Annotated in this window: 22 protein-coding genes, 3 tRNA genes and 2 pseudogenes; 10 read left to right on the top strand and 17 right to left on the bottom strand. The window is 41.7% G+C overall.

Translation table 11 applies throughout. The features are described from left to right. Positions 1 to 9 precede the first annotated feature (9 nt). The 6 genes from FTT76_RS10840 to FTT76_RS10815 form a co-directional block, all read right to left on the bottom strand. Complete coding sequence (locus tag FTT76_RS10840; RefSeq protein ID WP_168378820.1) at positions 10 to 804, bottom strand: ABC transporter permease; 795 nt, start codon at positions 802 to 804, stop codon at positions 10 to 12. Further along, on the bottom strand, positions 801 to 1,649 hold the full coding sequence (locus FTT76_RS10835; protein ID WP_180007967.1) for an ABC transporter permease: 849 nt from the start codon (positions 1,647 to 1,649) through the stop codon (positions 801 to 803). Before FTT76_RS10835 ends, FTT76_RS10840 begins: the two co-directional genes overlap by 4 nt. Continuing rightward, the gene (locus FTT76_RS10830) at positions 1,646 to 2,899 is read right to left on the bottom strand and encodes an MFS transporter (RefSeq protein WP_180007968.1); all 1,254 of its coding nucleotides are present in this window, start codon (positions 2,897 to 2,899) and stop codon (positions 1,646 to 1,648) included. Before FTT76_RS10830 ends, FTT76_RS10835 begins: the two co-directional genes overlap by 4 nt. Positions 2,900 to 2,908: 9 nt before the next feature. After that, on the bottom strand, positions 2,909 to 3,964 hold the full coding sequence (locus FTT76_RS10825; RefSeq protein WP_180007969.1) for an ABC transporter substrate-binding protein: 1,056 nt from the start codon (positions 3,962 to 3,964) through the stop codon (positions 2,909 to 2,911). A 33-nt stretch (positions 3,965 to 3,997) separates the two neighbouring features. Continuing rightward, positions 3,998 to 5,479 carry a carbohydrate porin gene (locus tag FTT76_RS10820; protein WP_180007970.1) on the bottom strand — a complete coding sequence of 494 codons (1,482 nt, stop codon included), beginning with the start codon at positions 5,477 to 5,479 and terminating at the stop codon, positions 3,998 to 4,000. Between the two features lie 881 nt (positions 5,480 to 6,360). Then, positions 6,361 to 7,191 carry an SDR family oxidoreductase gene (locus FTT76_RS10815; protein WP_180007971.1) on the bottom strand — a complete coding sequence of 277 codons (831 nt, stop codon included), beginning with the start codon at positions 7,189 to 7,191 and terminating at the stop codon, positions 6,361 to 6,363. 224 nt (positions 7,192 to 7,415) lie between these two features. Here FTT76_RS10815 and FTT76_RS10810 point away from each other — a divergent pair, with 224 nt between their 5' ends. The 3 genes from FTT76_RS10810 to phoR all read left to right on the top strand — a co-directional run bounded on the left by FTT76_RS10810 (position 7,416) and on the right by phoR (position 10,420). Beyond that, positions 7,416 to 8,099 carry a TetR/AcrR family transcriptional regulator gene (locus tag FTT76_RS10810; RefSeq protein WP_180007972.1) on the top strand — a complete coding sequence of 228 codons (684 nt, stop codon included), beginning with the start codon at positions 7,416 to 7,418 and terminating at the stop codon, positions 8,097 to 8,099. 228 nt (positions 8,100 to 8,327) lie between these two features. Continuing rightward, the gene (gene phoB, locus FTT76_RS10805; protein ID WP_078191504.1) at positions 8,328 to 9,038 is read left to right on the top strand and encodes a phosphate regulon transcriptional regulator PhoB; all 711 of its coding nucleotides are present in this window, start codon (positions 8,328 to 8,330) and stop codon (positions 9,036 to 9,038) included. 23 nt (positions 9,039 to 9,061) lie between these two features. Further along, a complete protein-coding gene (gene phoR, locus FTT76_RS10800; protein ID WP_078191505.1) occupies positions 9,062 to 10,420 on the top strand; it encodes a phosphate regulon sensor histidine kinase PhoR in 1,359 nt (452 codons plus the stop codon). On the opposite strand, the gene FTT76_RS10795 is transcribed toward phoR, so the two are convergent. The 3 genes and pseudogenes from FTT76_RS10795 to FTT76_RS10785 all read right to left on the bottom strand — a co-directional run bounded on the left by FTT76_RS10795 (position 10,417) and on the right by FTT76_RS10785 (position 12,661). Then, positions 10,417 to 11,094, bottom strand: coding sequence for a glutathione S-transferase family protein (locus tag FTT76_RS10795; protein WP_180007973.1), 678 nt, complete (start codon positions 11,092 to 11,094; stop codon positions 10,417 to 10,419). The two genes, phoR and FTT76_RS10795, sit on opposite strands and share 4 nt — an antisense overlap. 151 nt (positions 11,095 to 11,245) lie before the next feature. Next, positions 11,246 to 11,645: pseudogene (locus tag FTT76_RS10790) on the bottom strand (OsmC family protein). Between the two features lie 68 nt (positions 11,646 to 11,713). Beyond that, entirely contained in the window at positions 11,714 to 12,661 is a 948-nt protein-coding gene (locus FTT76_RS10785) for a pirin family protein (RefSeq protein ID WP_078194052.1), read from the bottom strand. A 392-nt stretch (positions 12,662 to 13,053) separates the two neighbouring features. Here FTT76_RS10785 and FTT76_RS10780 point away from each other — a divergent pair, with 392 nt between their 5' ends. Then, positions 13,054 to 14,229, top strand: a complete 1,176-nt coding sequence (locus FTT76_RS10780) for a GGDEF domain-containing protein (protein WP_180190512.1) — start codon at positions 13,054 to 13,056, stop codon at positions 14,227 to 14,229. A 145-nt stretch (positions 14,230 to 14,374) separates the two neighbouring features. Next, complete coding sequence (locus FTT76_RS10775) at positions 14,375 to 15,709, top strand: GGDEF domain-containing protein (RefSeq protein WP_180008035.1); 1,335 nt, start codon at positions 14,375 to 14,377, stop codon at positions 15,707 to 15,709. 47 nt (positions 15,710 to 15,756) lie between these two features. Here FTT76_RS10775 and FTT76_RS10770 read toward each other — a convergent pair whose 3' ends face one another. The 3 genes and pseudogenes from FTT76_RS10770 to FTT76_RS10760 form a co-directional block, all read right to left on the bottom strand. Further along, positions 15,757 to 16,692, bottom strand: a complete 936-nt coding sequence (locus FTT76_RS10770) for a restriction endonuclease (RefSeq protein ID WP_180007975.1) — start codon at positions 16,690 to 16,692, stop codon at positions 15,757 to 15,759. Positions 16,693 to 16,948: 256 nt separating this feature from the next. Continuing rightward, positions 16,949 to 18,517, bottom strand: coding sequence for a glutamine-hydrolyzing GMP synthase (guaA, locus tag FTT76_RS10765; RefSeq protein WP_078194056.1), 1,569 nt, complete (start codon positions 18,515 to 18,517; stop codon positions 16,949 to 16,951). A gap of 213 nt (positions 18,518 to 18,730) precedes the next feature. Beyond that, a pseudogene (locus FTT76_RS10760) lies at positions 18,731 to 19,152 on the bottom strand (DoxX family protein). A 194-nt stretch (positions 19,153 to 19,346) separates the two neighbouring features. On the opposite strand from FTT76_RS10760, the gene FTT76_RS10755 reads away from it, so the two are divergent. Continuing rightward, positions 19,347 to 19,973 carry a DedA family protein gene (locus tag FTT76_RS10755; RefSeq protein WP_078191514.1) on the top strand — a complete coding sequence of 209 codons (627 nt, stop codon included), beginning with the start codon at positions 19,347 to 19,349 and terminating at the stop codon, positions 19,971 to 19,973. Between the two features lie 19 nt (positions 19,974 to 19,992). Here the strand turns inward: FTT76_RS10755 and FTT76_RS10750 are convergent, their stop codons facing one another. From FTT76_RS10750 to FTT76_RS10730, 5 genes are all read right to left on the bottom strand, one after another. Continuing rightward, the gene (locus FTT76_RS10750; RefSeq protein ID WP_168378830.1) at positions 19,993 to 20,586 is read right to left on the bottom strand and encodes a LysE family translocator; all 594 of its coding nucleotides are present in this window, start codon (positions 20,584 to 20,586) and stop codon (positions 19,993 to 19,995) included. Between the two features lie 307 nt (positions 20,587 to 20,893). Further along, on the bottom strand, positions 20,894 to 21,298 hold the full coding sequence (locus tag FTT76_RS10745; RefSeq protein ID WP_078191516.1) for a hypothetical protein: 405 nt from the start codon (positions 21,296 to 21,298) through the stop codon (positions 20,894 to 20,896). Between the two features lie 13 nt (positions 21,299 to 21,311). Further along, positions 21,312 to 22,148, bottom strand: a complete 837-nt coding sequence (locus FTT76_RS10740) for a ParA family protein (protein ID WP_180003554.1) — start codon at positions 22,146 to 22,148, stop codon at positions 21,312 to 21,314. 63 nt (positions 22,149 to 22,211) lie between these two features. Further along, positions 22,212 to 22,604, bottom strand: coding sequence for a SirB2 family protein (locus FTT76_RS10735; RefSeq protein ID WP_180007976.1), 393 nt, complete (start codon positions 22,602 to 22,604; stop codon positions 22,212 to 22,214). 8 nt (positions 22,605 to 22,612) lie between these two features. After that, positions 22,613 to 22,924: a BolA family transcriptional regulator gene (locus FTT76_RS10730; protein WP_078191519.1), complete on the bottom strand. Its 312-nt coding sequence runs from the start codon at positions 22,922 to 22,924 to the stop codon at positions 22,613 to 22,615. A 242-nt stretch (positions 22,925 to 23,166) separates the two neighbouring features. Between FTT76_RS10730 and FTT76_RS10725 the strand changes: the two genes are divergently transcribed. From FTT76_RS10725 to FTT76_RS10710, 4 genes are all read left to right on the top strand, one after another. After that, positions 23,167 to 23,239: transfer RNA gene (locus FTT76_RS10725), tRNA-Gly, on the top strand. Positions 23,240 to 23,286: 47 nt separating this feature from the next. Further along, positions 23,287 to 23,362: transfer RNA gene (locus FTT76_RS10720), tRNA-Gly, on the top strand. 46 nt (positions 23,363 to 23,408) lie between these two features. Continuing rightward, positions 23,409 to 23,484, top strand: a tRNA-Gly gene (locus tag FTT76_RS10715). A 398-nt stretch (positions 23,485 to 23,882) separates the two neighbouring features. Then, positions 23,883 to 25,109 carry an SfnB family sulfur acquisition oxidoreductase gene (locus FTT76_RS10710; protein ID WP_216076653.1) on the top strand — a complete coding sequence of 409 codons (1,227 nt, stop codon included), beginning with the start codon at positions 23,883 to 23,885 and terminating at the stop codon, positions 25,107 to 25,109. Positions 25,110 to 25,112 lie beyond the last annotated feature (3 nt).

Raw genomic sequence — 25,112 nt, 5'->3', positions numbered from 1 at the left:
TATGTTCTCCTATCCAACCTGCTGCCAAGCTAAAACTTTACGTTCAACCCAAGTCAGTACCGTATTGAGCAACACGCCCACAGCACCAATCAGCAACATGCCAAAAATAATCAGTTCGACATCAAAAGCCTGACGCCCTTGAATCACGATATTGCCCAGACCATTGCCATAGTTCGCCAATAAAAATTCAGAGCCAATAGTGGCAAGCCATGCGAAAATCAGCCCAAGTTGTAAACCGACAAAAATCTGCGCCGAAGCACCGGGTAATATCAATTTACGAAACGCGTATGTCTTGGGAAATTGGTAGACTTCGGCCACTTCACGATATTTATGCGAAATACTGCTCACACCTTCAAAGGTGTGTAGCGCCACGGGATAAAACACCGATAAGGTAATAAACAGCACTTTGGCGCCATGTCCCGCACCTAAAAAGGTCGAAATGAGTGGCAACCATGCAAACAGCGAAATTTGACGCAATACATGAAAGCTCGGTGCAAATAACCAATTCGAAAGGCGTGAACTCGCGATTAAGATGCCAAATAACACACCCGCTATCGCACCTATGCCATAGCCGATAAAATTTCGCGCCAAACTTTCGCCAAAGCCTGTCAAAAAGCTCGGTTGTTGGAGCACGGTTACTGCTTTTTGCAGCACGAGCCATGGACTAGGAATCAGCTTTGGATCGACCCAGTTTTGCTGTGAAGCCAAAGCCCACAGTGCGATAAATGCCACAGGTAAAACGAGCGCTTTTACTGCTTTAACTAAGACTTGGCGCGCTGCCCCGTTTAATGAAAGGATGCTCATGAGTTGCCTCCTACTCGGGTTGCGTGAAAGCGTGCCGTTTTTTCTAACCAAGCCAGCAAGGTATCTAAGACATAGCCCGTAATACCAATCATGATGATCGCCATGAAGATCAAGTCCATCTGCATTAGCTGACGTCCCCACACCATGAGATAACCAATTCCTTCACTACTCGCTAATAATTCGACAAAAACCAATGCCAACCACGCCTGCATAATGCCTTGACGTAAACCACTGATCACACTGGGTAGTGCAGCTGGGAAAATCACTTCTTTGAGTTTCTGCCAATTGCTGTATTGGTAAACCTCTGCCACTTCCATCAAACTATTCGGCACATGAGTAATGCCCTTATAGGTTGCAATCAACAGCGGTGGTAACACAGCCAATGAAATAGCGGCAATCTTCAAAGCCTCATCGATGCCTAAGAAAATCATCAATAATGGAATCCAGCCAACAATCGGAAATTGCGCAACAAGATTCACCGTCGGAAAAATAAAGTCCCGACTACGCTTTGCTAATCCCAACACAGTACCAAGCAAAATCCCGACACTGGCACCAAGCAAGACACTCCATAAAATACGTTTGGCACTGATGGCAAAATGAAAACTCAATTCACCGCTTTGCCATAATTCGACTGTGCTTTGCCACACCAGACTCGGTGCAGGTAAAATCTGCTCAGGCAACCACTGTTTAAGTGTTGCCACATACCATAGACCGAACAACAAAACTGGCATCAGGAGTCCACACGCCACTTGCAAAGTTAGTTTTAAATAGGTCTTAAAAAAATCCAACGCACTTCGGTCACTTTGCAAGGGAACCGAATGTGCAGATACATCCGTAAGGCTCATAATTCTTGTCCTTTTACGCTCTGTTCTGAGACATCAGGTTTTAAAAATTGAATAAATTCCTGATCTTTGCTGATCAAAATAATCAGACCAATAAACACCAGCCCGATCGGTAAAAATAAATTTTGTAGTCCAACCTGTGCGCCAAATACGGCGCCTATCAAGCCACCCAACAGTCCACCCGAAGGTCCGACGAGGGCTAAAATTGGAGAAATCTTAGCCATCGCGGTTTGCTCACCGACTCGGGCGAAAGACATAAAATTGGCGATATGCAACATACCGAGTCCAAGTCCAAACATGACCGAAGCAGGCCACATCAACAGCGTGATTTTGGTTAAGGCTAAAATCAGTAATGCCGTTGCCATCAGGCTTAGGCCAATCAAATAAAACTTTTGATAACCCATCAGCTCAGCCAAACCGCCCATGCTAAATAGCGAACCCACAAAGACAATGCCTTGTACGGTCAGCAGCATCACTGCCATAGGCTCTGAAAGTGCAAAACTTTGGATAGCAATCACCACAATGAAAAAGCCAAAGTAGTTATTTGCCACGCTGCTCAAAAATTCCAATATGCAGACAATCCGCAGTGAGGCATGGGTTTTGATGAGTGCCAAAGGCGCCACAATATCTCGCCATTGAAAATGCGGGCGATTCGTCGCTTGTGGAGTGCTACGTTGAAAGCACCACGGAGCCAACAGCAAGGTGCCTAAAAAAAGCAAAGACACCACATAAAAACTTCCGCCATAGCCGAAATGCTCGATCAACAACACGCTCAATGCAGGCGCAATCAGGAAATATCCCATCATGTGCGAACCGCGAAACCAACCCGCACGGGCTGGACCTAAACGCTTTAAGTTGCTCAAAAAAACGGTATTGATCGAAACAAAACGCATGGGTAAGACAAAACTCACCAAGGCTGTCACCGCAAAGAGATACCATGCACCGGCTTTGAGTGGCGTTAAGCTATAGATCACAGCGCCCAACACACTGCCGATGCAGAATATTTTCAAAGACCCAAAGCGCTGTACCAACACGCCAATCGGCAATGCCATGATCAAAATGCCAAAATTTTGCGCTGCTGAAATTAACCCCAATTGCAATTCGGTGGCTTCTAAATGCACGGCATACAAGGAAATTAATACCCGTGCTACACCCACACCCAGTCCAGCCAAAATCGTAAGCAGCACAAAACTGCTCATAAATTTGGTGGTTAATGGACTGGCAATCACATTGCTTTCAATCGGACGACTCATGGCTGCGACTTACTTCGGTTGACCTTGAGCATTAAATTGGCGCCAGTAACCCTCTAACTTCAGCTCTTTCAAGGCATTATTCAGATACTTCGGCTCATACCATGTTTTGGTATCCACATCACGACGGATTAAACGAGCGTCTTTGGCAATTTTTAAAGCACTGTCAATTTGTGAACGGTGGAACTCGTCTAATAGCGGTGTAGTACGGTCTTTTAAATTCCAGCCATCCCACGTTTTTTGATAATCCACCAACGGAATGCCACTTTGTGCCCAAAGTTTATATTGCGCACTACGATTAGCTTCTTGAGAACTCCACTGCGCTTGTTTAATCAGTGTCGTCACGACACGTTGCACCACCTCTGGATATTGTTTTTCAAAACTTTCTGTCACCCAAAAGTGCGCAATCGGTGCAACTTTGGGATCTTTAATTTCAACTAAAGTTTTCGCCACTCCACGCGCTTGCAAACTAAACGGTGAAGTAATCGTGGCATCAATATCACCTGTCGCTAACGCAGTACGCGCCGAATAGGCATCTTGCGAAATCACTCGTAAATCGCGCTCAGTTAAATTGTATTTTGCTAATACACGGTTAAAGACGATCTGACCATTGGTGCCTTTAAAGACGGAGAATTTTTTGCCTTTTAGATCTGCAAAGGATTTAGCATTTGATCCGGCAGGCACCACCACATAGGTAGGACCAAAACGCCCTGTTGAAAACAAGACTTTGGTTTTTAATCCCGTTGAACGTCCAACCAATGAGGGCAAATCGCCATGCAATGCAAAGTCCACTTTGCCATTGGCTAAAGCTTCGTTGGTTGCAGGGCCTGCTCCTGGGAAAAAGAGCCAATTCACCTTAATGCCATCTTTTTTAAATTCTTGTTCCAACACCCCACGCGCTTGGGCTGTTGCTAAAAAGCCTCCACCTACACGTGGTTTCCCCCCCTCACCCGCGCCTGATACAGAAATACGAATTTCTTTGGGATTGGCAGCATGCAATTGAACGCTTAAACCAAGTGCTGAAAGTGCCAAGAATGTGGCTGCGATTTTTTTAGAGATAATTTTCATTTTAAATGTTCCTTAATGGTTTAAATATTTGAATTAAAAGGTGTACTGAACCTGAGCTTGCAGCTCATTGGTGTCTTTTTGATTTGCCGTTTCGACATCAAACAGATAGTGATTCAGCTGTAATTGGAATTTTGTGGTTTGCGCAAAAAATAGGTTTAAACCCAAAGAGTGAATGTCATATTCACCAATACGACCGCTCGCGGTATCGAGATAGCTTGCGTTGTTTTTATTCGGGTTATAGCGGTCAAAACGGTAATAGCCTTGGACTGACTTTGGCCAGAAATCATCAAATTTGGCGTTGGATTTAATACTGTTGTAGAACTGATCGCCCAAGGTGTAAAAAGCGGTAAAAGTATGCCCTTCCGCTTTGGCTTCTTTGATGTCTTGGGCTACGGTGTCGACATAATCGGTCTTGCCTTGCAGATATTCATAGGTCACACCAAATGGGGCGTGGTTATAATAAATATCGAAACCCAAACGATCACGTTTCGCAGCATTATCAGTGATTCCGCCGGCTGAAATTTTCGATTCGCCTTTGATATAAGAGGCACCAAACTTCAACTCACGGAAAATGCTGGCGTAGTCCACTGGCAAGGTAAAAGCCACACGACCGATATAATCTTTGCCGTTGTTGTCATCTGCCTTATTACTGGCGTTCCCATTGGTCAACCCTAAGGCATACTCAAATAGCGGCGCACGGTAGTTCGATGCAAAGTCGACAAAAGGTTTGGCATCTCCACGGACGATAAATCCATTTTGACGGTTAAACAGTCCTAGAAAGGTCGAAGCTGCAGCGGTATTAATGGTCGGACGCAAATCTTCAGGAGACTGCACATCTAGACCAAAGGGCAATAACTGCTGACCGAGCGTAAAGTTGAGTTTGGCAGTTTCAGGGCCCGCATTGGTGGCAAAAGCGTTATAGCGAACAAAGGCATCTAGTAAGTTAAAGTTACTGTTATTGGTGCCATCATTGCGTTTGCCATAACCAAAGGACAATTGATAGTCGAGGTTTTTGCCTTCGTTATAATCACGGAATAAATTCCCGCGTACACCGATCAGCGCAGTCCCAATATCAAATGTCGATTTGGTTGAACCCAACACACCCGTTTCATCGAGCGCACTGGCACGTAGTTGAACTGTGCCATACAGGGTTGTATCACGAGTCGATTTGGTGGTTTGACGTTCATATTGACGTGAATGATCGTACTTATAGTTTTCAATATCTGCACGTAAGCCGTCGATATCTTCGGATGTTGCTGCGGTCACTTCTGAAACCTGCGTTTCACCTTCAACATCAGCGGCGTTGCTCGTATCTTCTGTCGTCACAGTGGCCGTTTCGACGACTTGGCTTTTCGTCGTACCAGATTCCACTGCATTTAAGCGTTTTTGCAAACTCTCAATTTGTTGTTTTAAGCTGCTCAGTTCTTGCTGAAGTGCTTCATCCGAAGCAAAACTCAGCTGACTGGTTGCGGATAAAATCAGTCCGACCGCAACGGTTAATGTGGTTTTTTTCATGATTTGGTTTCACTAACATTTTTCCCAAAGCGCAAAATCCCCCAACCCCCATGCAAGGTGCATGAAGTGAATGTACTGCGTGGGTTTTTTAAAAATTAATCTGAGTGGTCGTAGGTTTTATTCAACTTATGCACGACCGAAACTCGAAGACAGCTTTTAGAATTTAAGCGCGCATCATCGCGAGTGTCATAGCACAACAACATGCCTGTTGTAGGACACGAAAAGCAGAAAGATATCGATGCGTAAAAGTACTCATAAATGTTCCATACAGTGGTGAGTTTTGTTCACTCTAATATGGCAACAACTGTGCCAACATTTTAAGTATTTATTTTTTAAAGTTTTATTATTTAAATCTGATAAATTCTGTTGGTTTTAACGCCAAAAAACTGTTGATTATTCAACAGTTGCTTATTTCAAATCATCAGTTATTTCCATTTTTATATCTCATTTTATGAAATAAGAAATACGCTTTGGGCTTTTAATAACTGATGTTACGCCTGTAAAAGTAATTTCGGATTTTTAAAATGATTTTTAAATCTATTCGATGGAGTCTTACATCTAGGGATTGAATAACGGGATTAGTCTTCGGCTGGAGGTACTCTTACGAAACGTTGTTTCTCATTCGACAAAATGAGAAGCGTGCTTCGCAAGGAAACCATCTTGCGGTGCAATACACCTCACCGACAAAACTCGTTCAATACCATCAAATGATTCAAAGGATCGTAAAAATATTTTTGATTAAAAATCGTCTTGTCTCAAACAATTGCGGATGACACTACCGCGTATCGTTCTTTTATTTGGATCAAATTGCGCTTCTGATATTACTAGAGCATAAAAAAACCCACTGACGTGGGTTCTTTTCAATTGATTTTAATTACCGCTTATTGACCAAATTTAGTCGCCATGGCAGTTAATTTTTGATAACCCGTCGGTAGCAAACGTTGAATTAAATCAATCGCTTTTGCATCATTACCAATCAATAAACGACGCTTATCTTTTTGTACTGCTTCAATGATTTGACGAGCCGCTTCTTCAGGTGGACAGCGCAAGAATTTATTAAAGGACTGTGCCGATTTTTGCGGGTTCATGCCTAAACTTTTCAGGCTATCATTCATTTTTGCGGCATTGGCAATATTGGTACGAATCCCGCCCGGATGTACACATAGCGCACTCACGCCACAGTTTTCAATATCCAATTCTTGGCGTAAAGATTCGGTAAAGCCACGTACTGCAAATTTAGTGGCATTATATGCCGACTGTGTTGGCTGTGCCGTTAAGCCAAACAAGCTGGAAATATTGATGATATGACCTTCACCACTTTGCTTAATATACGGTAAAAACTCCTTGGTGCCATAAACCACACCCCAGAAGTTAATATTAACAATCCACTCCAGCTCTTCGTAGCTTGCCCCTTCAACGGTCGTGCCCAATGCCACACCCGCATTGTTAAAAATCATATTCACCGAACCATGATCTTTAACGGTCTGTGCTGCCCATGCTTTCATTGCCGCAAGGTCTGACACATCGAGTTTTTGCGTGGTTACACGTACATTGCTGGCTTTCACTAAGTCTACGGTTGCCGCTAGACCCTGTTCATTCACATCACTTAAAGACAGATGGCAGCCTTGTTTAGCCAAAAGCACAGCCAATTGCTGACCAATACCTGAACCTGCACCTGTAATGGCAGCCACTTTATTTTTGAAGTTTTTCATTGTGATTCCTTATTCCTTTATGCTGCCGCTTGGCTTTATCACAGCGTGATCTCATTTGCCAATGTGTGCAGTTCGTCAACTTAATATAGTTTTGACAATACATATTGTCAATGTCATCTTAGGACGTGCTAAGCTGTTGAAATCGCCAATGCTTAAACATAGGTTTAAACTGAAATTATTGCTAAAATAAGACAAAATTCTGCTTTAGTTCAGCGTATATTTTCATGACAGATGCAACAAATCACACAGAACAACAACAGGCAAAAAATGTGAAGGAACGTCAATTTAAAGGGCTTTCTCTCAGTGAACGTAAGCAAGCGCGACGTGAAAAACTGATTGAAGCCGGTATAGAAGCCTATGGAACACATGGCTTTTTTTCAGTGACTGTGAAAGATATTTGTTTGGAAGCCAAGCTGACCGAACGCTATTTTTATGAATCATTTAAGAAAAGTGAGCAACTGTTCCAGACCATCTTTTTAAAATTAATCGATGAACTGCAACAAAATGTGATGCAAGCCATCATGCAAGCATCTACCGATTCTAAAAAAATGATTGAAGCGGGTTTAACCGCCCTATTGTTAACTTTAAAAAATAATCCCCGTATGGCGCGCATCATTTACATCGATGCCATGTTGGTACAAGAGCTACATAACCAAGCCACAATTCATGAAACCATGATGCGCTTTGACCGTATGATTCATGCCTTTGTCATGCTCATGATGCCGAATATTGATCGTTCAGAACGCGAAATTTCAATGGTCGCAACAGGTCTCAATGGTTATGTCACCCAAATCGCGATTCGCTGGGTCATGAGTGATTATAAACAACCGATGGACGAAGTTTTATCGTCATGTAGCGTGGTCTTTTTGGCCTTGTTGGATGCTTTTTCTGAAAAACCCAGGAAATAAATTCTGAGCTCAACACTGATCTTTACAATTTTTTGAATGATTTTTTGTGACAACAGCATGATGCACAGCCCATGTTGTTGAATATTTCAGGATTTAAATTGTCACAATTTCTTTCTAAACCCCAATGAAAGATCATTTTTGCAATGATACTGTCATAATTAATCTTTGTAATAAGCCTGTCATAAATATAAAACGGTCTACCGTTTACATAAAATAGGGTATTGCGCTGTGAAAGATGACTATATTTTAATCGTCGACGACGAACTCCCGATTCGGGAAATGATCCATACTTCACTGGATATGGCTGGTTTTCAATGTCAGCAAGCTGAAGATGCCAAACAAGCGCACCAAATGATTGTAGATCAGCGTCCTGCACTGGTTTTATTGGATTGGATGATGCCTGGTGGCGTGAGTGGTGTAGACCTTTGTCGTCGTTTAAAACGCGATGAAAATTTGTCAGAAATTCCAGTCATCATGCTCACTGCACGCGGTGAAGAAGACCATAAAGTCCAAGGTCTAGACGCGGGTGCAGATGACTACATGACCAAACCTTTTTCCACCCGTGAATTGGTGTCACGCATCAAAGCGGTGCTGCGTCGCTCAAATGCATTGGGTGGAGAAAAAACCATTGATGCCAATGGCTTAATCCTCGATCCAGTCAGCCAACGTGTCAGCTTTGGCAACACCATTTTAGATATGGGACCGACTGAATATCGTCTACTGGCCTTTTTCATGACTCATCCTGAACGTGCCTACACTCGTGCTCAATTATTAGATCAGGTTTGGGGTGGAAACGTGTATATTGAGGACCGTACCATTGACGTTCATATTCGTCGTTTGCGTAAAGTTCTTGAACCTTTCCAAGCCGATCGTTATGTGCAAACTGTTCGTGGTACAGGTTACCGTTTCTCTACCCGTGCAGACGCTGTGATGGGTTAGTCATTTTAGGTCTTTAATTTTCTATGTACGAACCGTATCCCGTCCCTGAACTTGCCAGTGAACATAAAAAATTCCGTTACAGCAGTTTATGGACTTTTGCCAAGCAGGATTTAAGACTTTTGGCATTTTTCCTGCTCATTGCTGCACTCATCGGCTTTGGTATCGGGTACTTATGGATCTGCATCTTAATTGCCTTTGCAGTGTTCTTTGCATTGCAAATGCGTTCGCTGTACTTGGTCAACGAATGGATTTCAAACCGTCCCTATGATGTCCCGCCGAATTTAGATGGCATTTGGGGGGCTTTGCTCTTTAATGTTTACCGTGCGCAGCGCCAAGAACGCATTGTACAAGCTGAAATGGTCGGCCTGATTGACCGCGCCCAATCTTCCTTAGTGGCACTTGCTGAAGCTGTGGTATTGATTGATGAATTACACCAAATCGAATGGTGGAACCCTGCTGCAGAAAAGCTTTTGGGGATTCAACAGCTCGATCAAGGGCGCAATATTTTAAGTATTTTAAGACAGCCCAGTTTTATCGAATACTTTACCAATATCGATTTAGCCCCCGATGGTTTGAAAATGAAATCATCGGTGCTTGAAGACCATTATGTGCAAGTGAAATTGACCCGTTTTGGTCGCGAAAGTCGTTTACTGGTGGCCTATGACGTCACACGCATGCATAACCTTGAGCAGATGCGTAAAGACTTTGTCGATAATATTTCACATGAGTTACGCACACCGCTCACAGTTTTAAGTGGTTATATCGAAACCTTTACCGATCAGGAAGATTTAAATCCACGCTGGAAACGTGCATTCGATCAAATGCAATCTCAAACCCGCCGTATGAATGCTTTGGTCAATGACTTGTTATTATTATCTCGTCTGGAAAATGATAAAAAAGTCGCTAAAAATCAAATCATTGAAATGCCAAGTTTAATGAACCAACTGTATGACGATGCACATGCTTACAATGTGGATTATGGACATACACTGAATCTTGAAATTGATAGTCACTGTGACCTGATCGGATCAGATATGGAATTGGCGAGTGCCTTTAGTAACCTCATCACCAATGCAATTAAATACACCCCGAAAGGCGGTACTGTGACCATTGGTTGGCATGATGATGGTACGCATGGTTATTTTACCGTTGAAGATACGGGTATCGGGATTGACCCGAAACACTTACCCCGTTTAACGGAACGGTTTTACCGTGTGGACAGCGCACGTAGTCGCCAAACGGGAGGAACAGGTTTAGGTCTTGCCATCGTGAAACACGTTTTGATGCAACATCAGGCACACCTTGAAATTGAGTCCAAAGAAAACCGTGGTTCGCTGTTTAAAGTCGTCTTCCCTAAAGAACGCTTGTATCATGTGAGCTAAGCAGAATCATCCTGCCGGTCTTGCTGTGCTTCCAACTGTTGTTCTTGTTGTTTGGCACGGCGATATGCAGGACGCTGTTGCATCCGTTGTAAGAAAGCCTGAATTTGTGGATATCGCCCTTGAGTTCTGGTCATGACGGCTTCTAATGGAAATGTCATCTGAATATCCGCAAAGCTAAACGGTCCCACAAAATATTCATTTTCCGCTAAATGGTTTTCTAAAAACTCGATATTTTCTTTTAAGCGAGGTCGTACAAAACCTTTTTTGACCCCATCACAAATGCGATTAGCGACGGGTTTGATGACCCAAGGTACATGGCGTGGCACATTGCTCATGACCAACTGCATCACCAACAACGGCATTAGAGAACCTTCGGCATAATGCATCCAAAAGCGATATTGTTGTTTTGAATGTTCCGCCTTGGCTGCAAAAAAATCATGCCGATCATACTTCTCTTGTAAATACTCCAAGATCGCTGCAGATTCTACCAAGACCAGTCCATCATCCTGCAATATGGGCGACTTCCCTAAAGGATGGATGGCTTTAAGCTCAGGGGGAGCAGACAAATTTGGCTGGCGCAGATAAAACTGAACCTGATAATCCAGTCCTAATTCCTGCATTGCCCATAAAATACGAAATGAACGAGATTTTTCTAGATGATGTAGCACCCGCATGGGTTCATCTCCTATATGAAGTCTAAAATTTTCTTATTTCTGGCAAGCCATTATTATTTTGAAGTACTTAAATCATAAAAAGTGTCAGATCACTGCTTAGGGCTATATCAAAACTAAATTTTGCACAGTACAGCAGCGACCTGCTTTTAAATTAAACTAGAGTGGTTTTAATGTCTACACTGCGCAATAAAGTTTTTTGTCACTGGAGTTTTTTCACAAATGGACAAGATCTTTTGCTCTAATTCTGCATCCAAGGATGTTTGAAAATGCAGGCGTCGCTCAACCCATTCAGCACCTTCACGGTTCGCACAAAAGTCTGCCTCGACACTAAACTCCCCCAATTGGATTTGTTTATGTGCTGCATACATGCGCAAGGTAATCATGGTGCATGAAATTAAAGAGGCGCACAGTAAATCATACGGTGCTAAACCTAAATCCCCACCGCCAAATGATTCGGGCTTATCGGTAATAAGTTGATGTTTTCCAATCTGAATTTCACCTGACCACGGTGCTTGTAAGGTGTTTACTGTTGCCGTTGCGACGATACCCATAATGACTCCCTCATGGTTATGCCGCACCATTTTCACCACAGGTACGGCTGTTCATTTTTATTTTTAAGTTAACGTGATGGACGCATTTTATCAGGGAAAGCCGGTGCTTCTAGTCGTGGACCATCATAGTCTGGAATAGAGCCAAAGCGTTCGTCCTGATTAATCCACTGCTCACGGGCAATATTCAATTCTTCTTGTGTGCGCCCCACAAAATTCCACCACAGCAAAATCGGTGATTCAAAAGGTTCACCTCCTAATAATAAAACACGGCCACCTGCATGTAGGTCAATTTTGACTTGGGTTAAGCCCGGCTCAAGTACCACCATATTGTCTTCATTGAGCTCGTGACCATTGATACTGGCAGTCCCTTCGAGGGCCATAAAGCCATATTCAAATTTTGGATTGAGCGGCAGGACGGTACTTTGACTTTCCGAACTACGCAGATCGACACCCAATAATTCACTATGCACTTTTACCGGCGATTTAGTCTGTAAAAATTCACCCACCAATACCGTCAATTCAATCCCGTCTTGCGTCACCACAGGCAATTCTGGGTAATGGTCAAATTGGGGCGCCATATTGATTTTGTCATCTGGCAATGCAATCCAAAGCTGCGCAGCATGCATTTGTGTTTCAGACTCTGGAGCAACCTCAGTATGCGAAATACCATAACCCGCTGTCATGAGATTGACTTGTTTGGGCTGAATTAACTGATGTGTGCCCAAACTGTCGGTATGCATCATGGTACCATCAATCATCCAGGTAAAGGTTTGCAAACCAATATGTGGATGTGGACCGACATCTAAGCCATCACCTTGAGGGAAATGCACTGGACCGGCATGGTCAAGGAAACACCATGCACCAATCATCCGTTTATGCCGACTCGGTAAAGCACGTTTTATCACTGTGCCTTGACCAATTTCAGCACGGCGCAGTGGAAATTCTTGAATGAACTGATTGACGTATTTTTCACAATCGTCGGAATGAGATATTTCTGTGTAATTAGTATTGGTCATATTCTTACCCTAAATTTGGCTAAGCCGATGCAAGGACTATCGGCTAGAGCTATGCATTTTTTCCATTATATCTGCATTAACTCAATCTTCTTCAGCTGTCATTAATACGCTGAATCACAGAGATAGGACAATCGTTTTTTTGTTGCCTAATATGACATACAGCATAACAGTTATTGATGCTTATTTAGACAATACCCAATGCTAAATTACTTACTCAAATCACGTGAAATGTGAATTTAAGTAACACAAATTAACACTCACTTTTGACCAAACAATACCAAATAATTCACAAATCATTGAAATAACGTGTTTAATTTTAAATAAAAATGATATAGATTATTTAAGTTACATAAACTTACATACAAACCATGCTCACCCGTCGGTAATCTTGCATGATTAATGAGTATAAGAAAGAATCACGTGCACTGATCCAAAAAGCCTTGAAAGGAACCTTTGTTCGTGTTCCTGCTCAATTTCGTCAAGAATTTTTCCACTACCATCGTCGTCAACTTTTTAAATTCTTTTTCCAAGTCAACATCGTTGCACAATTGGCCTATCTCTCTTATGCCATAGCGGATTGGTTTATGTTGCCCGATGTGGGTTTGCTCGCGATAAGCTTAAAAACAGCCTATACCTTACTGATGATGGGCATCACATGGGGCATTTATACATATAGTAAGAGCATTTTACTCTTTGACTTGATGCTTCCCCTATCGATCGTTGGTGCTTCTGCGCTGTGGTTTAGCCTACTCAATTTATCCAATAGCCCCGATGTGCCGATCTATTTATATGCATCTTTGGTTTTTATTGTGTTAGCCAATTTATGTGTGCAAATCCGCTTTAAGGCTGCTGTGCTCATTTCTCTATGTATCAGTCTTATTTTACTGATTGGGGTGTATTTCGCCATTTCTGGCAATATCCATCAACTGCAACTGTTTATATTGATCTATTCGCCCGTGTTGTTATTTAGTTTGTATATCAGTTGGAATTCAACGCAAAAATCCAGAATTGTATTTTTACACAGTAAACTCGATCAGTTGAACCGTGAAGCGCTCAATATTATGGCGCATACCGACGTGCTGACCGGCTTAAACAATCGCCGTCAATTTATTCAACTTGCCAATTATCATATTCATCATCAGTCCAAACCGTTACAGCCACTTTCATTACTGATTTTTGATGTCGACAAATTTAAAAATATTAATGATCAGTTTGGGCACTATATTGGTGATCATGTTTTACAACATATTGCCGAAACATGCCGACATACTTTACGTAGCCAAGACATCATTGCCCGCTTCGGCGGTGAAGAGTTTATAATTCTTTTACCGCAGACACACCTGCGTCAGGCTCAAGACATTGCCGAACGTCTGCGACGGGCAATAGCCGATGATTATTTAGAACTTGATACACTACAAAAACTTAAATTTACCGTTTCAATTGGTGTTACCGAATTTGGTCAAAAAAACCGAGATTTACAAAGTGTAATTCGCATGGCCGATCAGGCACTTTACCAAGCAAAATCTGCAGGACGCAATCAAATTTCAACTTATAAAACAGCAAGTTAATAATATATTTTGTAACATTCATCAGACAATTTTTTATCATTCATTCGAAAAATCCCAAGTTTCAGGTAGATATTTTTGTGTGTTTTTTGTTCATAATTTATCCTAAGCCATTTTATGGAGAAGGGACATGTCTGTTGATGTACGAATGAGTTCTCGGACTAATTCGTCTGCTCAGGAAGTTCGTAAAAATCATACTCATACTTTGAAACTTTCTGAGTGTGATCTTGCCAATCGTGCCGAGATTGAACAAGCCATTGCAGATCCTTTTGCACGTATTCCTACGCAGTTTAGAAATTATTTTCTACAACATCAGTATGCCCATCAGTTACCTTATTTGCGTCAAGTAAACTACATGGCGCAGATTACGTTTCTTCTTTATTTTTTTGCTGACATTTTTATTATCCCTGACATGTTCTTTTGGTCAGGTCTTTCTCGAGTGGCCATGATTATTGCTGCCCTATTGGTCAGCTTCTATCTGTTTAAATACAAAAAAGATATTCGTGTGCTCGACATGATCTTACCGATTGGTACGGTCTGTAGCACCGCGATTTGGATTGGCTTATTACTGGCTTCAAATAGCCCAATGGTCTCGTCCTATATCTATGGTGCGGCGATCTTTATTTTAATTGCCAATGTCTGCGTACAAACACAATTTAAGCCTGCCTTGTATTGTTCGGGTCTCATTTCGCTATTGGTATATTTTGCGGTGAGTCAGCTTTTATCATGGCAAGAAGCGCTGATTTTTGTGGTCGTGTCTATTCCCGTTTGGATGATCAGCCTGCATATGAGCTGGAACAATACGCTCAATGCACGACGTCATTTTTTACGCACCCTGCTTGACGATTGGAATATGCATACGCTGAAAAATCTAGCGCATACAGATGAGCTCACCCAGTTATATAACCGTCGTCAGTTTGTTCAACTGGCTGAACATCGCATCCATGAATGGCCAACACCCGCAAGCACCTGCTTACTGATGTTTGATGTCGATCATTTTAAACATATTAATGATAATTACGGGCATGATGTTGGTGATCAGGTGCTGCAATGTATCGCTGAAACCACCCGCAAAGAAATGCGCCAAAAAGATGTTTTGGCTCGCTTTGGTGGCGAAGAATTTATTGTGCTGCTGTCTGAAACGCAAATACAGGATGCAATGTTGATCGCGGAACGTATTCGTTTAACGCTTCAAAATCAATCTTTGCTGAATGTCGCAAATCACCCGATCCAATTTACCGTTTCCATTGGTGTTTCACAGCTTAAATCACATAAACAAAATTTAACTGAACTGATTAAGCAAGCGGATATTGCGCTGTATCAGGCAAAAGAAAATGGCCGTAACCGTGTCGAACGCTATGACCCAAGCATGAAGCCCGAACGTAAATCGACGAAGTCTTGGCAAAGCTTTACCCATAAAGCGAAGTCCAAAGCTGAACCGAATAATGAGAGCGATCGTAGTTGGTCAATTGTTTATAAATAGAATGTTGAGATATAAAAAAAGGACGCTGAAGCGTCCTTTAAGTTTATTTAAAAACTATCTTCATCAAAACGGTCTTGATCTATTTTATAAATATGGAAACTTCTTTCAATTTGAATACCCAAGCCAAATTCAATCATGAGAGATGTAAGCTTGTCACCATCAATTAAAACAATGCCTGATTTCTTTGCTGACTCAATTGCTTCTTTACTAAAACAAGAAGTAGTAATAAATACGCCCTTTTTCGCCACTTGATCAGCCAAAGCTCCCTTAAACTGTTGAATGTCAGGGCGCCCCACCGTATTTTCCCAACGTTTAGCTTGAATATATATTTTATCTAAACCTAAACGATCTTCACTGATAATACCGTCAATGCCACCATCACTGGTTTTACCTATTGCTTGGGCTGCGTCTTGATGTGAACCGCCATAACCCATTATTACCAACAAATCGACAACTAATTGCTCAAAGAATTTGGGTGAATTACTTTTAATTTTATTTAATAGCTCATCTTTAATTGTTTGATTAAGCTCCTTTGATGATTGTTCGATTATTTCTGCAGGCGTCAAATATTCTGTTTGAATAGATGTAGCATGCTCTTCTATTAGAACTAGATTTTGAATATTTTTATTATGGTTAGAACCAATTTTATAATCAGAAAACCCTTCAAACTGCATCAAATACTGATTAGTTATATTGGATAAGCTGGACAACTCAATAGACCAACCTAACGTACTTAATTCGCAAAGACCACGTGATGGTTGTTGTATCAAACCTGCTTTAACCAAATATGTTTTCGCCCAGCCAACACGATCATAAAATACTGTTTTTGTACCACTAGATAGCCTTAAATTTAAATCAGCTTCAGATAACCCAGATCTTTCAGCTAAAATTTTTGTGGCAGAACTTAATTTTATTGCCTCTTTTTGTTCTGCTAAAAGTTTCATTAATGGAAGCATCAACTGATCGTATGTAGGCAATGACATTTAACTTGCTCTTTTTAAAATAGTATTTTTCATAATTATAAACAAAAAAAAGGACGCTGAAGCGTCCTTTTTTTATTGGATATATCTTAAATGAGATACTGCCACAGGCATCTTGCACAAAATTTAAAGCAGTGCTTTAAATCTTGTTCATGGCGTAAAACTGGCACGAAGCAGTGCTTCATGAAACCCCAGTCTGGCGCAGGCATAGCCTTTGCCGTAATTTAGGCAAGAAACGTTGTTTCTTGAAATCCCTAAATTACTCCCACTCAATCGTAGCAGGTGGTTTAGACGATACGTCATAAACAACACGAGAAACTTCAGCAATCTCGTTCATGATACGTGTAGAAATCTTGTCTACTAAGTCGTATGGAAGATGTGCAAAACGTGCAGTCATAAAGTCCACAGTTTCTACAGCACGAAGCGCGATCACCCATGCATAACGGCGGCCATCACCCACCACACCAACCGATTTCACGGGTTGGAATACAGCAAATGCTTGCGCAGTTTTGTCATACCAGCCGCTTGCGCGAAGTTCTTGCATGAAGATGTCATCTGCTAGACGAAGGATATCTGCATATTCTTTTTTCACTTCACCAAGAATACGTACACCTAGACCTGGGCCTGGGAATGGATGACGGTAAAGCATTTCAAATGGAAGACCTAAAGTTGTACCTAAACGGCGTACTTCGTCTTTGAATAAATCACGGATTGGCTCAACCAATTCGAATGCTAAATCTTCAGGTAAACCACCCACGTTGTGGTGTGATTTAATCACGTGTGCTTTACCTTGTTTGCTTGCTGCAGATTCAATTACGTCTGGGTAAATGGTACCTTGAGCAAGGAAGTTCACACCGTCAAGCTTACGTGCTTCTTCAGCAAACACTTCAATGAATTCACGACCGATGATTTTACGTTTTTTCTCTGGATCAACTTCACCAGCAAGCGCTGTTAAGAAGCGATTTTCAGCGTCGGCACGAATCACGCGAATACCCATGTTTTTCGCAAACATGTCCATCACTTGCTCGCCTTCGTTCAAACGAAGTAAACCGTTATCTACGAATACACAAGTCAATTGGTCGCCAATCGCACGGTGTAAAAGTGCAGCTACAACAGATGAATCGACACCGCCTGAAAGACCCAAGAGAACTTTTTGATCACCAATTTGCTCACGAAGTTGTTCTACGCGAAGATCGATGATGTTTTCTGAGTTCCACAAGTTACGGCAACCACATACGCCATGTACGAAGTTAGACAATAACTCAGCACCTTTCGCAGTGTGTGTCACTTCTGGGTGGAATTGGATACCATAGAAACGACGTTTTTCATCAGAAACCATCGCCACTGGGCAGCTTGGTGTGCTGGCAGTGATTTGGAAACCTTCAGGAATTTGAGTCACTTTATCGCCATGACTCATCCATACTTTTAATTGGTCTTTGGTATCTTCAAGATCACCAATTAAAGCATCACGGACTTTAATATCAACTTCTGCATAACCGAATTCATGTACAGTACCTGGCTCAACTTTACCGCCAAGCTGCTCTGACATGGTTTGTAGACCATAGCAAATACCTAAAACAGGTACACCAAGTTCAAATACAACTTGTGGTGCGCGCGGACTACCTTCTTCATGAACACTTTCTGGACCACCTGAAAGAATGATCCCGTTTGGGTTAAATGCACGAATGTCTTCTTCAGACATATCAAATGCGTACATTTCTGAATAAACACCAGCTTCACGTACACGACGTGCAATAAGCTGGCTATATTGAGAACCGAAATCCAAAATCAGGATACGGTCTTCAGTAATTTGGGTATTGGTAGTCATGGCAAACAACTATGCAGGCAACGAAATATAAGCGCCGTATTCTAACATTTTTCTTGGACTTTCGCACACTATTCGGACAGGGGCAAAAACCACAAGCCAAACGATGTTTTTTACAACACATTTCAGGGCTTTATTGATTTACTTTAAATCAGCGATAGACATGAAAAAAGCGGCAGAACGCCGCTTTGATGGATGCTCGGACTCATGACCGCTTTATTTTGATTTTTCGATCCAATGATCAAAACTGAATTTACCTGCACCATGTAACATGAGAAATAATAAGCCGCCTGACATCGCCAAATTTTTCATAAAGTTAATGCCATCTTCTGCACCACCATGGAATAAAAATGCAGTGATTAAACTAAATACGGTTAGACCCAGTGCCGCAAAACGCGCTTGAAAACCAAACAATAAAGCTAAGCCACCACCCAACTCGACTAAAATGTGATCGGAAGTAGCCCTGCCGGTACACCCATTGACTCCATATAACCTGCGGTTGCAGTGTAAGCGGTAATTTTACCCCAACCTGCCACAATAAAAATATAAGCCATCAAAATACGTGCAACGAGACTGACTACCGCATTGATTTGCGGCTGTTGACTCAGATTTTTCACCACTAGATTTGGATTAAACATACTGAAACCTATTTTTAATACTGTTCAAAAGATGTGCTTAGATTAGGTCGTTTCTTATTCTCTTTAAATATGCTTTTATAATATTCATCATTCCATATATAGAACGATTTTACTGATAATTAATTACGTTTTAATACTGACTTTGCTGCCCCAGACTGATAGCATCAGACCACTATTTTACGCATATAAGCCCCATGGAACTGATTGATTTTATACTACATGTTGATGACCATTTACTCGAGTTCATTACCAATTATGGCGTATGGATTTATGCAATTCTGTTCCTGATTATTTTTGTTGAAACCGGTTTAGTGGTCATGCCCTTTTTACCGGGTGATAGTCTTCTGTTTGCAGCAGGCGCGCTCGCTGCGTCAACAGGTGCCATGGATCCATGGGTTTTGGTGATTTTGCTGTTTATCGCTGCGGTCTTGGGCGACACGCTGAATTACCATATTGGTAAATATATTGGCCCACGTGTCTTTGAAATTGAATCACGCTTCATTAACCGTCAACATTTGGTCAATACGCAAAAATTCTTTGAAAAACACGGTGGTAAAACCATTATTTTTGCCCGCTTTATTCCTTTTGCACGAACCTTCGCGCCTTTTGTCGCAGGTGCAGGCAGCATGAACTATAAGTACTTCCTGACTTTTAACATGATTGGTGCGATTTGTTGGGTTGGCTCATTTATCACTTTGGGTTATTTATTTGGCAATATGCCCATCGTGAAAGATAACTTCACCCATCTGATCTTCGGCATCATTATTATTAGTGTTTTACCGGGCGTGATTGGTTTTATTCGAGCAAAATTAAAGAAATAAACCGATGTGGTGAACGCCTTTAAGCAAAAAAGCGCAAAACCACAGGGAACATACATAAAATCAGCATCAAGGCCGATCCTTTATATAGAAGATCGGCCTTAATTTTTTGAGTCTTACCCGCCAAAATCGTCCGTCCAAATGACATCCAAAACAACGCAACAGGCAGCAAAACCACACTAAATACAGCAAAAACCAAAATAAAATTTAATGGGCTTGCCCAAGTTTCTATCGGGAAAATACCTGCAGCAAAAAGCAAGGCTTTCGGATTTTTTAACGAGGAAATGAATAATTCACGTGGTTGAATTGAAGGATGTTTTTGATTGTACTGATGTAAATGCGTCGATTTCCACAAATGAAAAGCCAACCATAAAACATAGGCAATACTGAGAAAATGTAGCAAGTGAATTAAATTCGGCCACACTGGAGCGCTTAAATGAATAATCAACGCCCACAAATTAATGGCATAGAAATAGCCCAATAATTCTGCAGGAATCAGCATGCACGTCTTTGCAATGCCTTGTTGATGTGCAGAGCTTGCCATTAGTGCATTGCTAGGTCCCGGCGTCATCATCACCGCAATCATTGCCAATACAAAAAGCCAACTCTCAATCATAAATACCCAGACAATGTTTCAAAGCGCACACCTTAGCCGAAATGAATTTAAAAAAACAAGTACGCGCTAGGTCAGTTTTATCCTTGTACAAGTCAATGCACTCACGCTGAATGTTCAAGACCAGAAGGAGGTATTGAAATCCACAAATAATATTTAATTTAATTTTTTCATATATTTAAATATTTTATTGGCTCTAAATAGTGCAGTTTATTTGGCTCAAAAAAAATGCCAGTAGACGCCTCACCTACTGACAAATTTTATTACACTTTTCTCATAGCACAGGCCTAAGCCTCTGCTCATGATCCGTTTATGATTTTGCTGCGGTAGCCGAATTTGCGCGAACGATAATCGGACAACCCTTAAATTTTGCTGCCTGTACAATCGCTTCTTGCTCACCTAGAACGCGTGAAAGTTCGGTACGTTTGGTATTTGAAGATTGTCCCATATTGACCGAAATACTCGGACCAATGCCCCAACCTCCACGGCTGCCCCAGCCACCACCGAGGCCAACACCCACACCGACACCTGTGCGCTTCGGTGTTTCTACACCATTTTGAATATAGTCGTGGATTCGGTTGTATTCGCTTTGCAATTGTTGGCAACTCAAAGACTGATACTGTGTAGGTGAAACATAGCTTGGTTTAGGCGTACTTGCACATGCACCCAATACAACAGCAGTGAAAGCAACTAGACCACATTTAAGTGCATTCATACTTTTCTCGATACTACTTTTGCTCAATTTCATTGAACAATGATTGATAGGCTTGCGTCAATTTATGATCTGCAGCCAAATGGATTAAAGGTTGATTTTTATGATGAGATTCTTTCATCAGCACTGAAGGCGGTAACATGCTGTCCAATACAGGCAGACCTTCATCTTTGAGTTGTTGTACAACTTCGCGCGGCAACTTCGCCTGTGCCTGAAATTGATTGACCACAATGCCTTCAATTTCTAAATGATCATTATGATCATCCTGCGTTTCCAACACATTTTCGATCAGGGTCTGTAAGGCACGTTTTGAAAACACATCGCAGTCAAATGGAATCAGCACGCGATCTGCCGCAATCAACGCAGATAAGGTAAAAAAGTTAAAGGCCGGCGGTGTATCAATAAACACTCGATCATATTGACCGCTCATCTGCTGCAAAGCATCGCGGAGTTTGTAAATTTTATGCTTAGATTCTAAGGCATGTGCCAACGCGCCTAAATTTGGACTGGCAGGAATCACATCTAAGCGTGGATAAGGTGATGCATGCACATAGCTTTCCAAACCTTTGGCACGACCTTTCAAAATCGAACCGATGGCATTTCCCAACAAGCCTTTACTTTGTTGTGTCCCCAAGACTTCTTCAAAATAATTTTCAATATTGGGTTCAAGTGCAGGCTTATCTGCCGAATACGTCGCATCATCCCCCAACAAATATTGACTTGAATTGGCTTGAGGGTCGAGGTCAATCACCAAAGTTTTTAAACCTTGGTGCGCGCTTATCGCCGCTAAATTGACCGTAATACTCGATTTCCCCACACCACCTTTTTGGTTAAATACCACACGCGTACGCATTCAAAACCCTCTAATCTTTGTTTTTCTACTCAAGCCTTGAAATCGGCCATGTGGATAAGCCATTTATCCAAAAACTGGTTTGATTATAACCAATGTAATGATGAAAATAAGTGCAATAGCTGCAATAAATAAGCCCGCATGGCGCTGAACCAATAAAATACTGTCATCTTTTTTATACGCTTTAGATAAAGAAGACAGCAGCACCAAAAACAGCACAACTTTGGCATAGAACCATGGCTGCACATCAAAGTTCTTCATAAACAATAAGATAATTCCAGTCACGGCAATTAATGTCATTGAGCCATGTTGCAAAGCAACAAAAAACTTCCGCCCTGCCGGATTGGGTAAATTGCCCTGCGTCCCTTTAAACAACGTAAAAGCACGAATGAAAATGGCAGCACAGCCTAAAGCCACACCACACATATGAATGATTTTAATGATTAATTGCGTTTCCATGGCTCACCTTAAGATGACTTAGGTGCATGCGCACATTCAGGGCTAGTGGTGTCTTGACCTTTCCATTCTTCGGGTAAAAACGCATGAATGGCCAAGGCATGAATTTGCCCCGGACTAAGTAAATCACCGGCTGCGGCATAGACTTTTTGATGACGTTGCACCAAACGCAAACCTGCAAATGCCTCACTCACGATCACTGCTTTAAAATGCGACTCTTTACCTGGGAAATAACCTCCATGACCTGCGGACTCATTCACCACTTCAAGATGTGTAGGCGCTAATGTCTGTAGACGCTCAATTAATTGCTGTTCTAAACTCAAAACGGCTCTCCCAAATTCAAAAAAAGGTTCAACTGGTCTTAGTATAGCCTGTATTTGTTGAAGTTCTTGTGTCGCAAAGTTGCTGAAACCATCTGAATTGCATGATTTCATCAAAATGGAAGCCTTCGACCTGCAAAAATCTTTCAATTTTCAAACAAATTGTTTTTATTTTATGCAAACGATGCACAGTTTTTCATAAAGTTATTGACCTGAAAAATCCTTAATGTATTATACGTGGCTATGCGGGAATAGCTCAGTTGGTAGAGCATAACCTTGCCAAGGTTGGGGTCGGGAGTTCGAGTCTCCTTTCCCGCTCAAAATTTTTTCATTCGGTTTTTTATTTAAAAAATTGGATAGACTCCGCGGGAATAGCTCAGTTGGTAGAGCATAACCTTGCCAAGGTTGGGGTCGGGAGTTCGAGTCTCCTTTCCCGCTCCAAATTTTTTTCGATTCAGTTTTTTAGTAAAAAAACAGGATAGACTCCGCGGGAATAGCTCAGTTGGTAGAGCATAACCTTGCCAAGGTTGGGGTCGGGAGTTCGAGTCTCCTTTCCCGCTCCAAATTCAAAAAGCCCTCATCGAAAGATGGGGGCTTTTTTATTGCAGATTGAAAAACATTTGAATCAATTTATAACCCTTTTTTTAATCTTTGCATAGCTCTATGATATTGAGCATCTATTGGAGTTCAAGCTGATTGACCACCATTAATAAAAAGTATTAAAAAAACAGCTAAGCCCCTGTCTTAGATATATTATTTTTAAGGTTGAATATCTGCAAAGTTGCTAATACCTTATTTTCTAATAAATTCATTTGTTGTTATTTCTACATCTATTGTTTTAAATCAAACACTTATTTTATCTAATTTGCATAATTTTTATGCAGATTAAATGCTAAAAAGACATTCTGCTAAGTTAAGAATAATCCATCATTTAAAGAATCACGCATTTACGAGTAGCGTTTTGATATCTATTAAAGGTGTCATTATGTCTCATTTAATCTCTGAAAATATTCATGTTATTGAAAATGACTTAGAAGCAATTCATGCAGCGTATCACGTTGCAGATTTTGCTTTGGAAGGTCGAAATGAACGTGATCAGAACCGCCTACTGCCTTTTGCAGAAATCGACTTATTCAGTCAGAAAGGTTTAGGCGGCATTCGTATTCCCAAAAAATTTGGCGGTGCCTACGTGTCCAACAAGACACTGGCGCAGGTTTTTCGCATTATCAATAAAGCAGATTCTAGCGTGGGTCAAATTCCACAAAACCAAATTGCCTTGCTGTATATGATTGACCTCATGGGAACGGATGAACAAAAAGCCTTTATTTTTAATGAAATTTTACAGGGAAAACGTTTAGCCAATGGTGGCCCAGAGCGCAATACCAAAGACACCAAAACCTTAAATACAACGCTGCGCATTGAAAATGGAACGTATGTGGTCGATGGTGAAAAGTTCTATTCGACCGGCAGTAGTTTTGCGGATTGGTTAGCGATTAAAGCCGTTCACCCTGAAGGTCATGTTGTCCTGACCATCATTGATCGACACGCTACAGGCGTAGAAGTGATTGATAACTGGAATGGTTTTGGCCAACGCACAACGTCTAGTGGCACTGTCAAACTGAATCATGTGGCAGTAGATCCCCTATTAATTTTTGATGAACGTAAGCTTTCTGCAGGGCCAACGTATCGCGGTGCCTTTTCACAATTGATGCAAGTTGCGATCGATGTTGGGATTGCGGAAGCTGCCTTTGCAGACACCCTTTCTGCAGTACAAAAAGCCCGTCCGATTGTGGATGCACAAGTTGAGAAAGCCAGTTTTGAGCCCTACACCCTACAAGAGGTGGGTAAATCTGCCGTTTTATTGGATGCTGCGATTCTACTTTTAGATGAAGCCGCAGATTACCTCGATGAATTAGATCAGCTTGATCAGGTGAGCGAACAACAAGCTGCTCTAGCTTCGATTCGTGTCGCTGAAGCCAAAATCTATGCCAATGATGCAGCCTTACAGATCTCTGAAAAACTCCTTGAATTAGGCGGCAGCCGTGCAAGTTTGAGTGCCCATAACCTTGATCAACACTGGCGCAATGCCCGAGTACACACCTTACATGATCCTGTGCGATGGAAGCTGCATACCTTAGGCGACTATTACTTAAATCATAAATTACCTGCACGCCATGCGTGGATTTAAGGA

The organism is Acinetobacter sp. YH01009, from assembly GCF_013420765.1.
In the GTDB taxonomy this organism is placed as follows: Bacteria; Pseudomonadota; Gammaproteobacteria; order Pseudomonadales; family Moraxellaceae; genus Acinetobacter; species Acinetobacter amyesii.
This window is presented reverse-complemented; position numbering and strand designations above follow the sequence as displayed.

Bases quoted from the DNA above. Each gene is read 5' to 3' on its own strand.
- FTT76_RS10745 (WP_078191516.1), bottom strand. From the start codon at position 21,298: ATGAATGCACTTAAATGTGGTCTAGTTGCTTTCACTGCTGTTGTATTG.
- guaA (WP_078194056.1), bottom strand. From the start codon at position 18,517: ATGACTACCAATACCCAAATTACTGAAGACCGTATCCTGATTTTGGAT.
- FTT76_RS10835 (WP_180007967.1), bottom strand. From the start codon at position 1,649: ATGAGCCTTACGGATGTATCTGCACATTCGGTTCCCTTGCAAAGTGAC.
- FTT76_RS10750 (WP_168378830.1), bottom strand. From the start codon at position 20,586: ATGATTGAGAGTTGGCTTTTTGTATTGGCAATGATTGCGGTGATGATG.
- FTT76_RS10775 (WP_180008035.1), top strand. From the start codon at position 14,375: ATGAGTTCTCGGACTAATTCGTCTGCTCAGGAAGTTCGTAAAAATCAT.
- FTT76_RS10820 (WP_180007970.1), bottom strand. From the start codon at position 5,479: ATGAAAAAAACCACATTAACCGTTGCGGTCGGACTGATTTTATCCGCA.
- FTT76_RS10780 (WP_180190512.1), top strand. From the start codon at position 13,054: ATGATTAATGAGTATAAGAAAGAATCACGTGCACTGATCCAAAAAGCC.
- FTT76_RS10755 (WP_078191514.1), top strand. From the start codon at position 19,347: ATGGAACTGATTGATTTTATACTACATGTTGATGACCATTTACTCGAG.
- FTT76_RS10770 (WP_180007975.1), bottom strand. From the start codon at position 16,692: ATGTCATTGCCTACATACGATCAGTTGATGCTTCCATTAATGAAACTT.
- FTT76_RS10815 (WP_180007971.1), bottom strand. From the start codon at position 7,191: ATGAAAAACTTCAAAAATAAAGTGGCTGCCATTACAGGTGCAGGTTCA.
- FTT76_RS10735 (WP_180007976.1), bottom strand. From the start codon at position 22,604: ATGGAAACGCAATTAATCATTAAAATCATTCATATGTGTGGTGTGGCT.
- FTT76_RS10795 (WP_180007973.1), bottom strand. From the start codon at position 11,094: ATGCGGGTGCTACATCATCTAGAAAAATCTCGTTCATTTCGTATTTTA.
- FTT76_RS10830 (WP_180007968.1), bottom strand. From the start codon at position 2,899: ATGAGTCGTCCGATTGAAAGCAATGTGATTGCCAGTCCATTAACCACC.
- FTT76_RS10825 (WP_180007969.1), bottom strand. From the start codon at position 3,964: ATGAAAATTATCTCTAAAAAAATCGCAGCCACATTCTTGGCACTTTCA.
- FTT76_RS10810 (WP_180007972.1), top strand. From the start codon at position 7,416: ATGACAGATGCAACAAATCACACAGAACAACAACAGGCAAAAAATGTG.
- FTT76_RS10785 (WP_078194052.1), bottom strand. From the start codon at position 12,661: ATGACCAATACTAATTACACAGAAATATCTCATTCCGACGATTGTGAA.
- FTT76_RS10840 (WP_168378820.1), bottom strand. From the start codon at position 804: ATGAGCATCCTTTCATTAAACGGGGCAGCGCGCCAAGTCTTAGTTAAA.
- FTT76_RS10740 (WP_180003554.1), bottom strand. From the start codon at position 22,148: ATGCGTACGCGTGTGGTATTTAACCAAAAAGGTGGTGTGGGGAAATCG.
- phoR (WP_078191505.1), top strand. From the start codon at position 9,062: ATGTACGAACCGTATCCCGTCCCTGAACTTGCCAGTGAACATAAAAAA.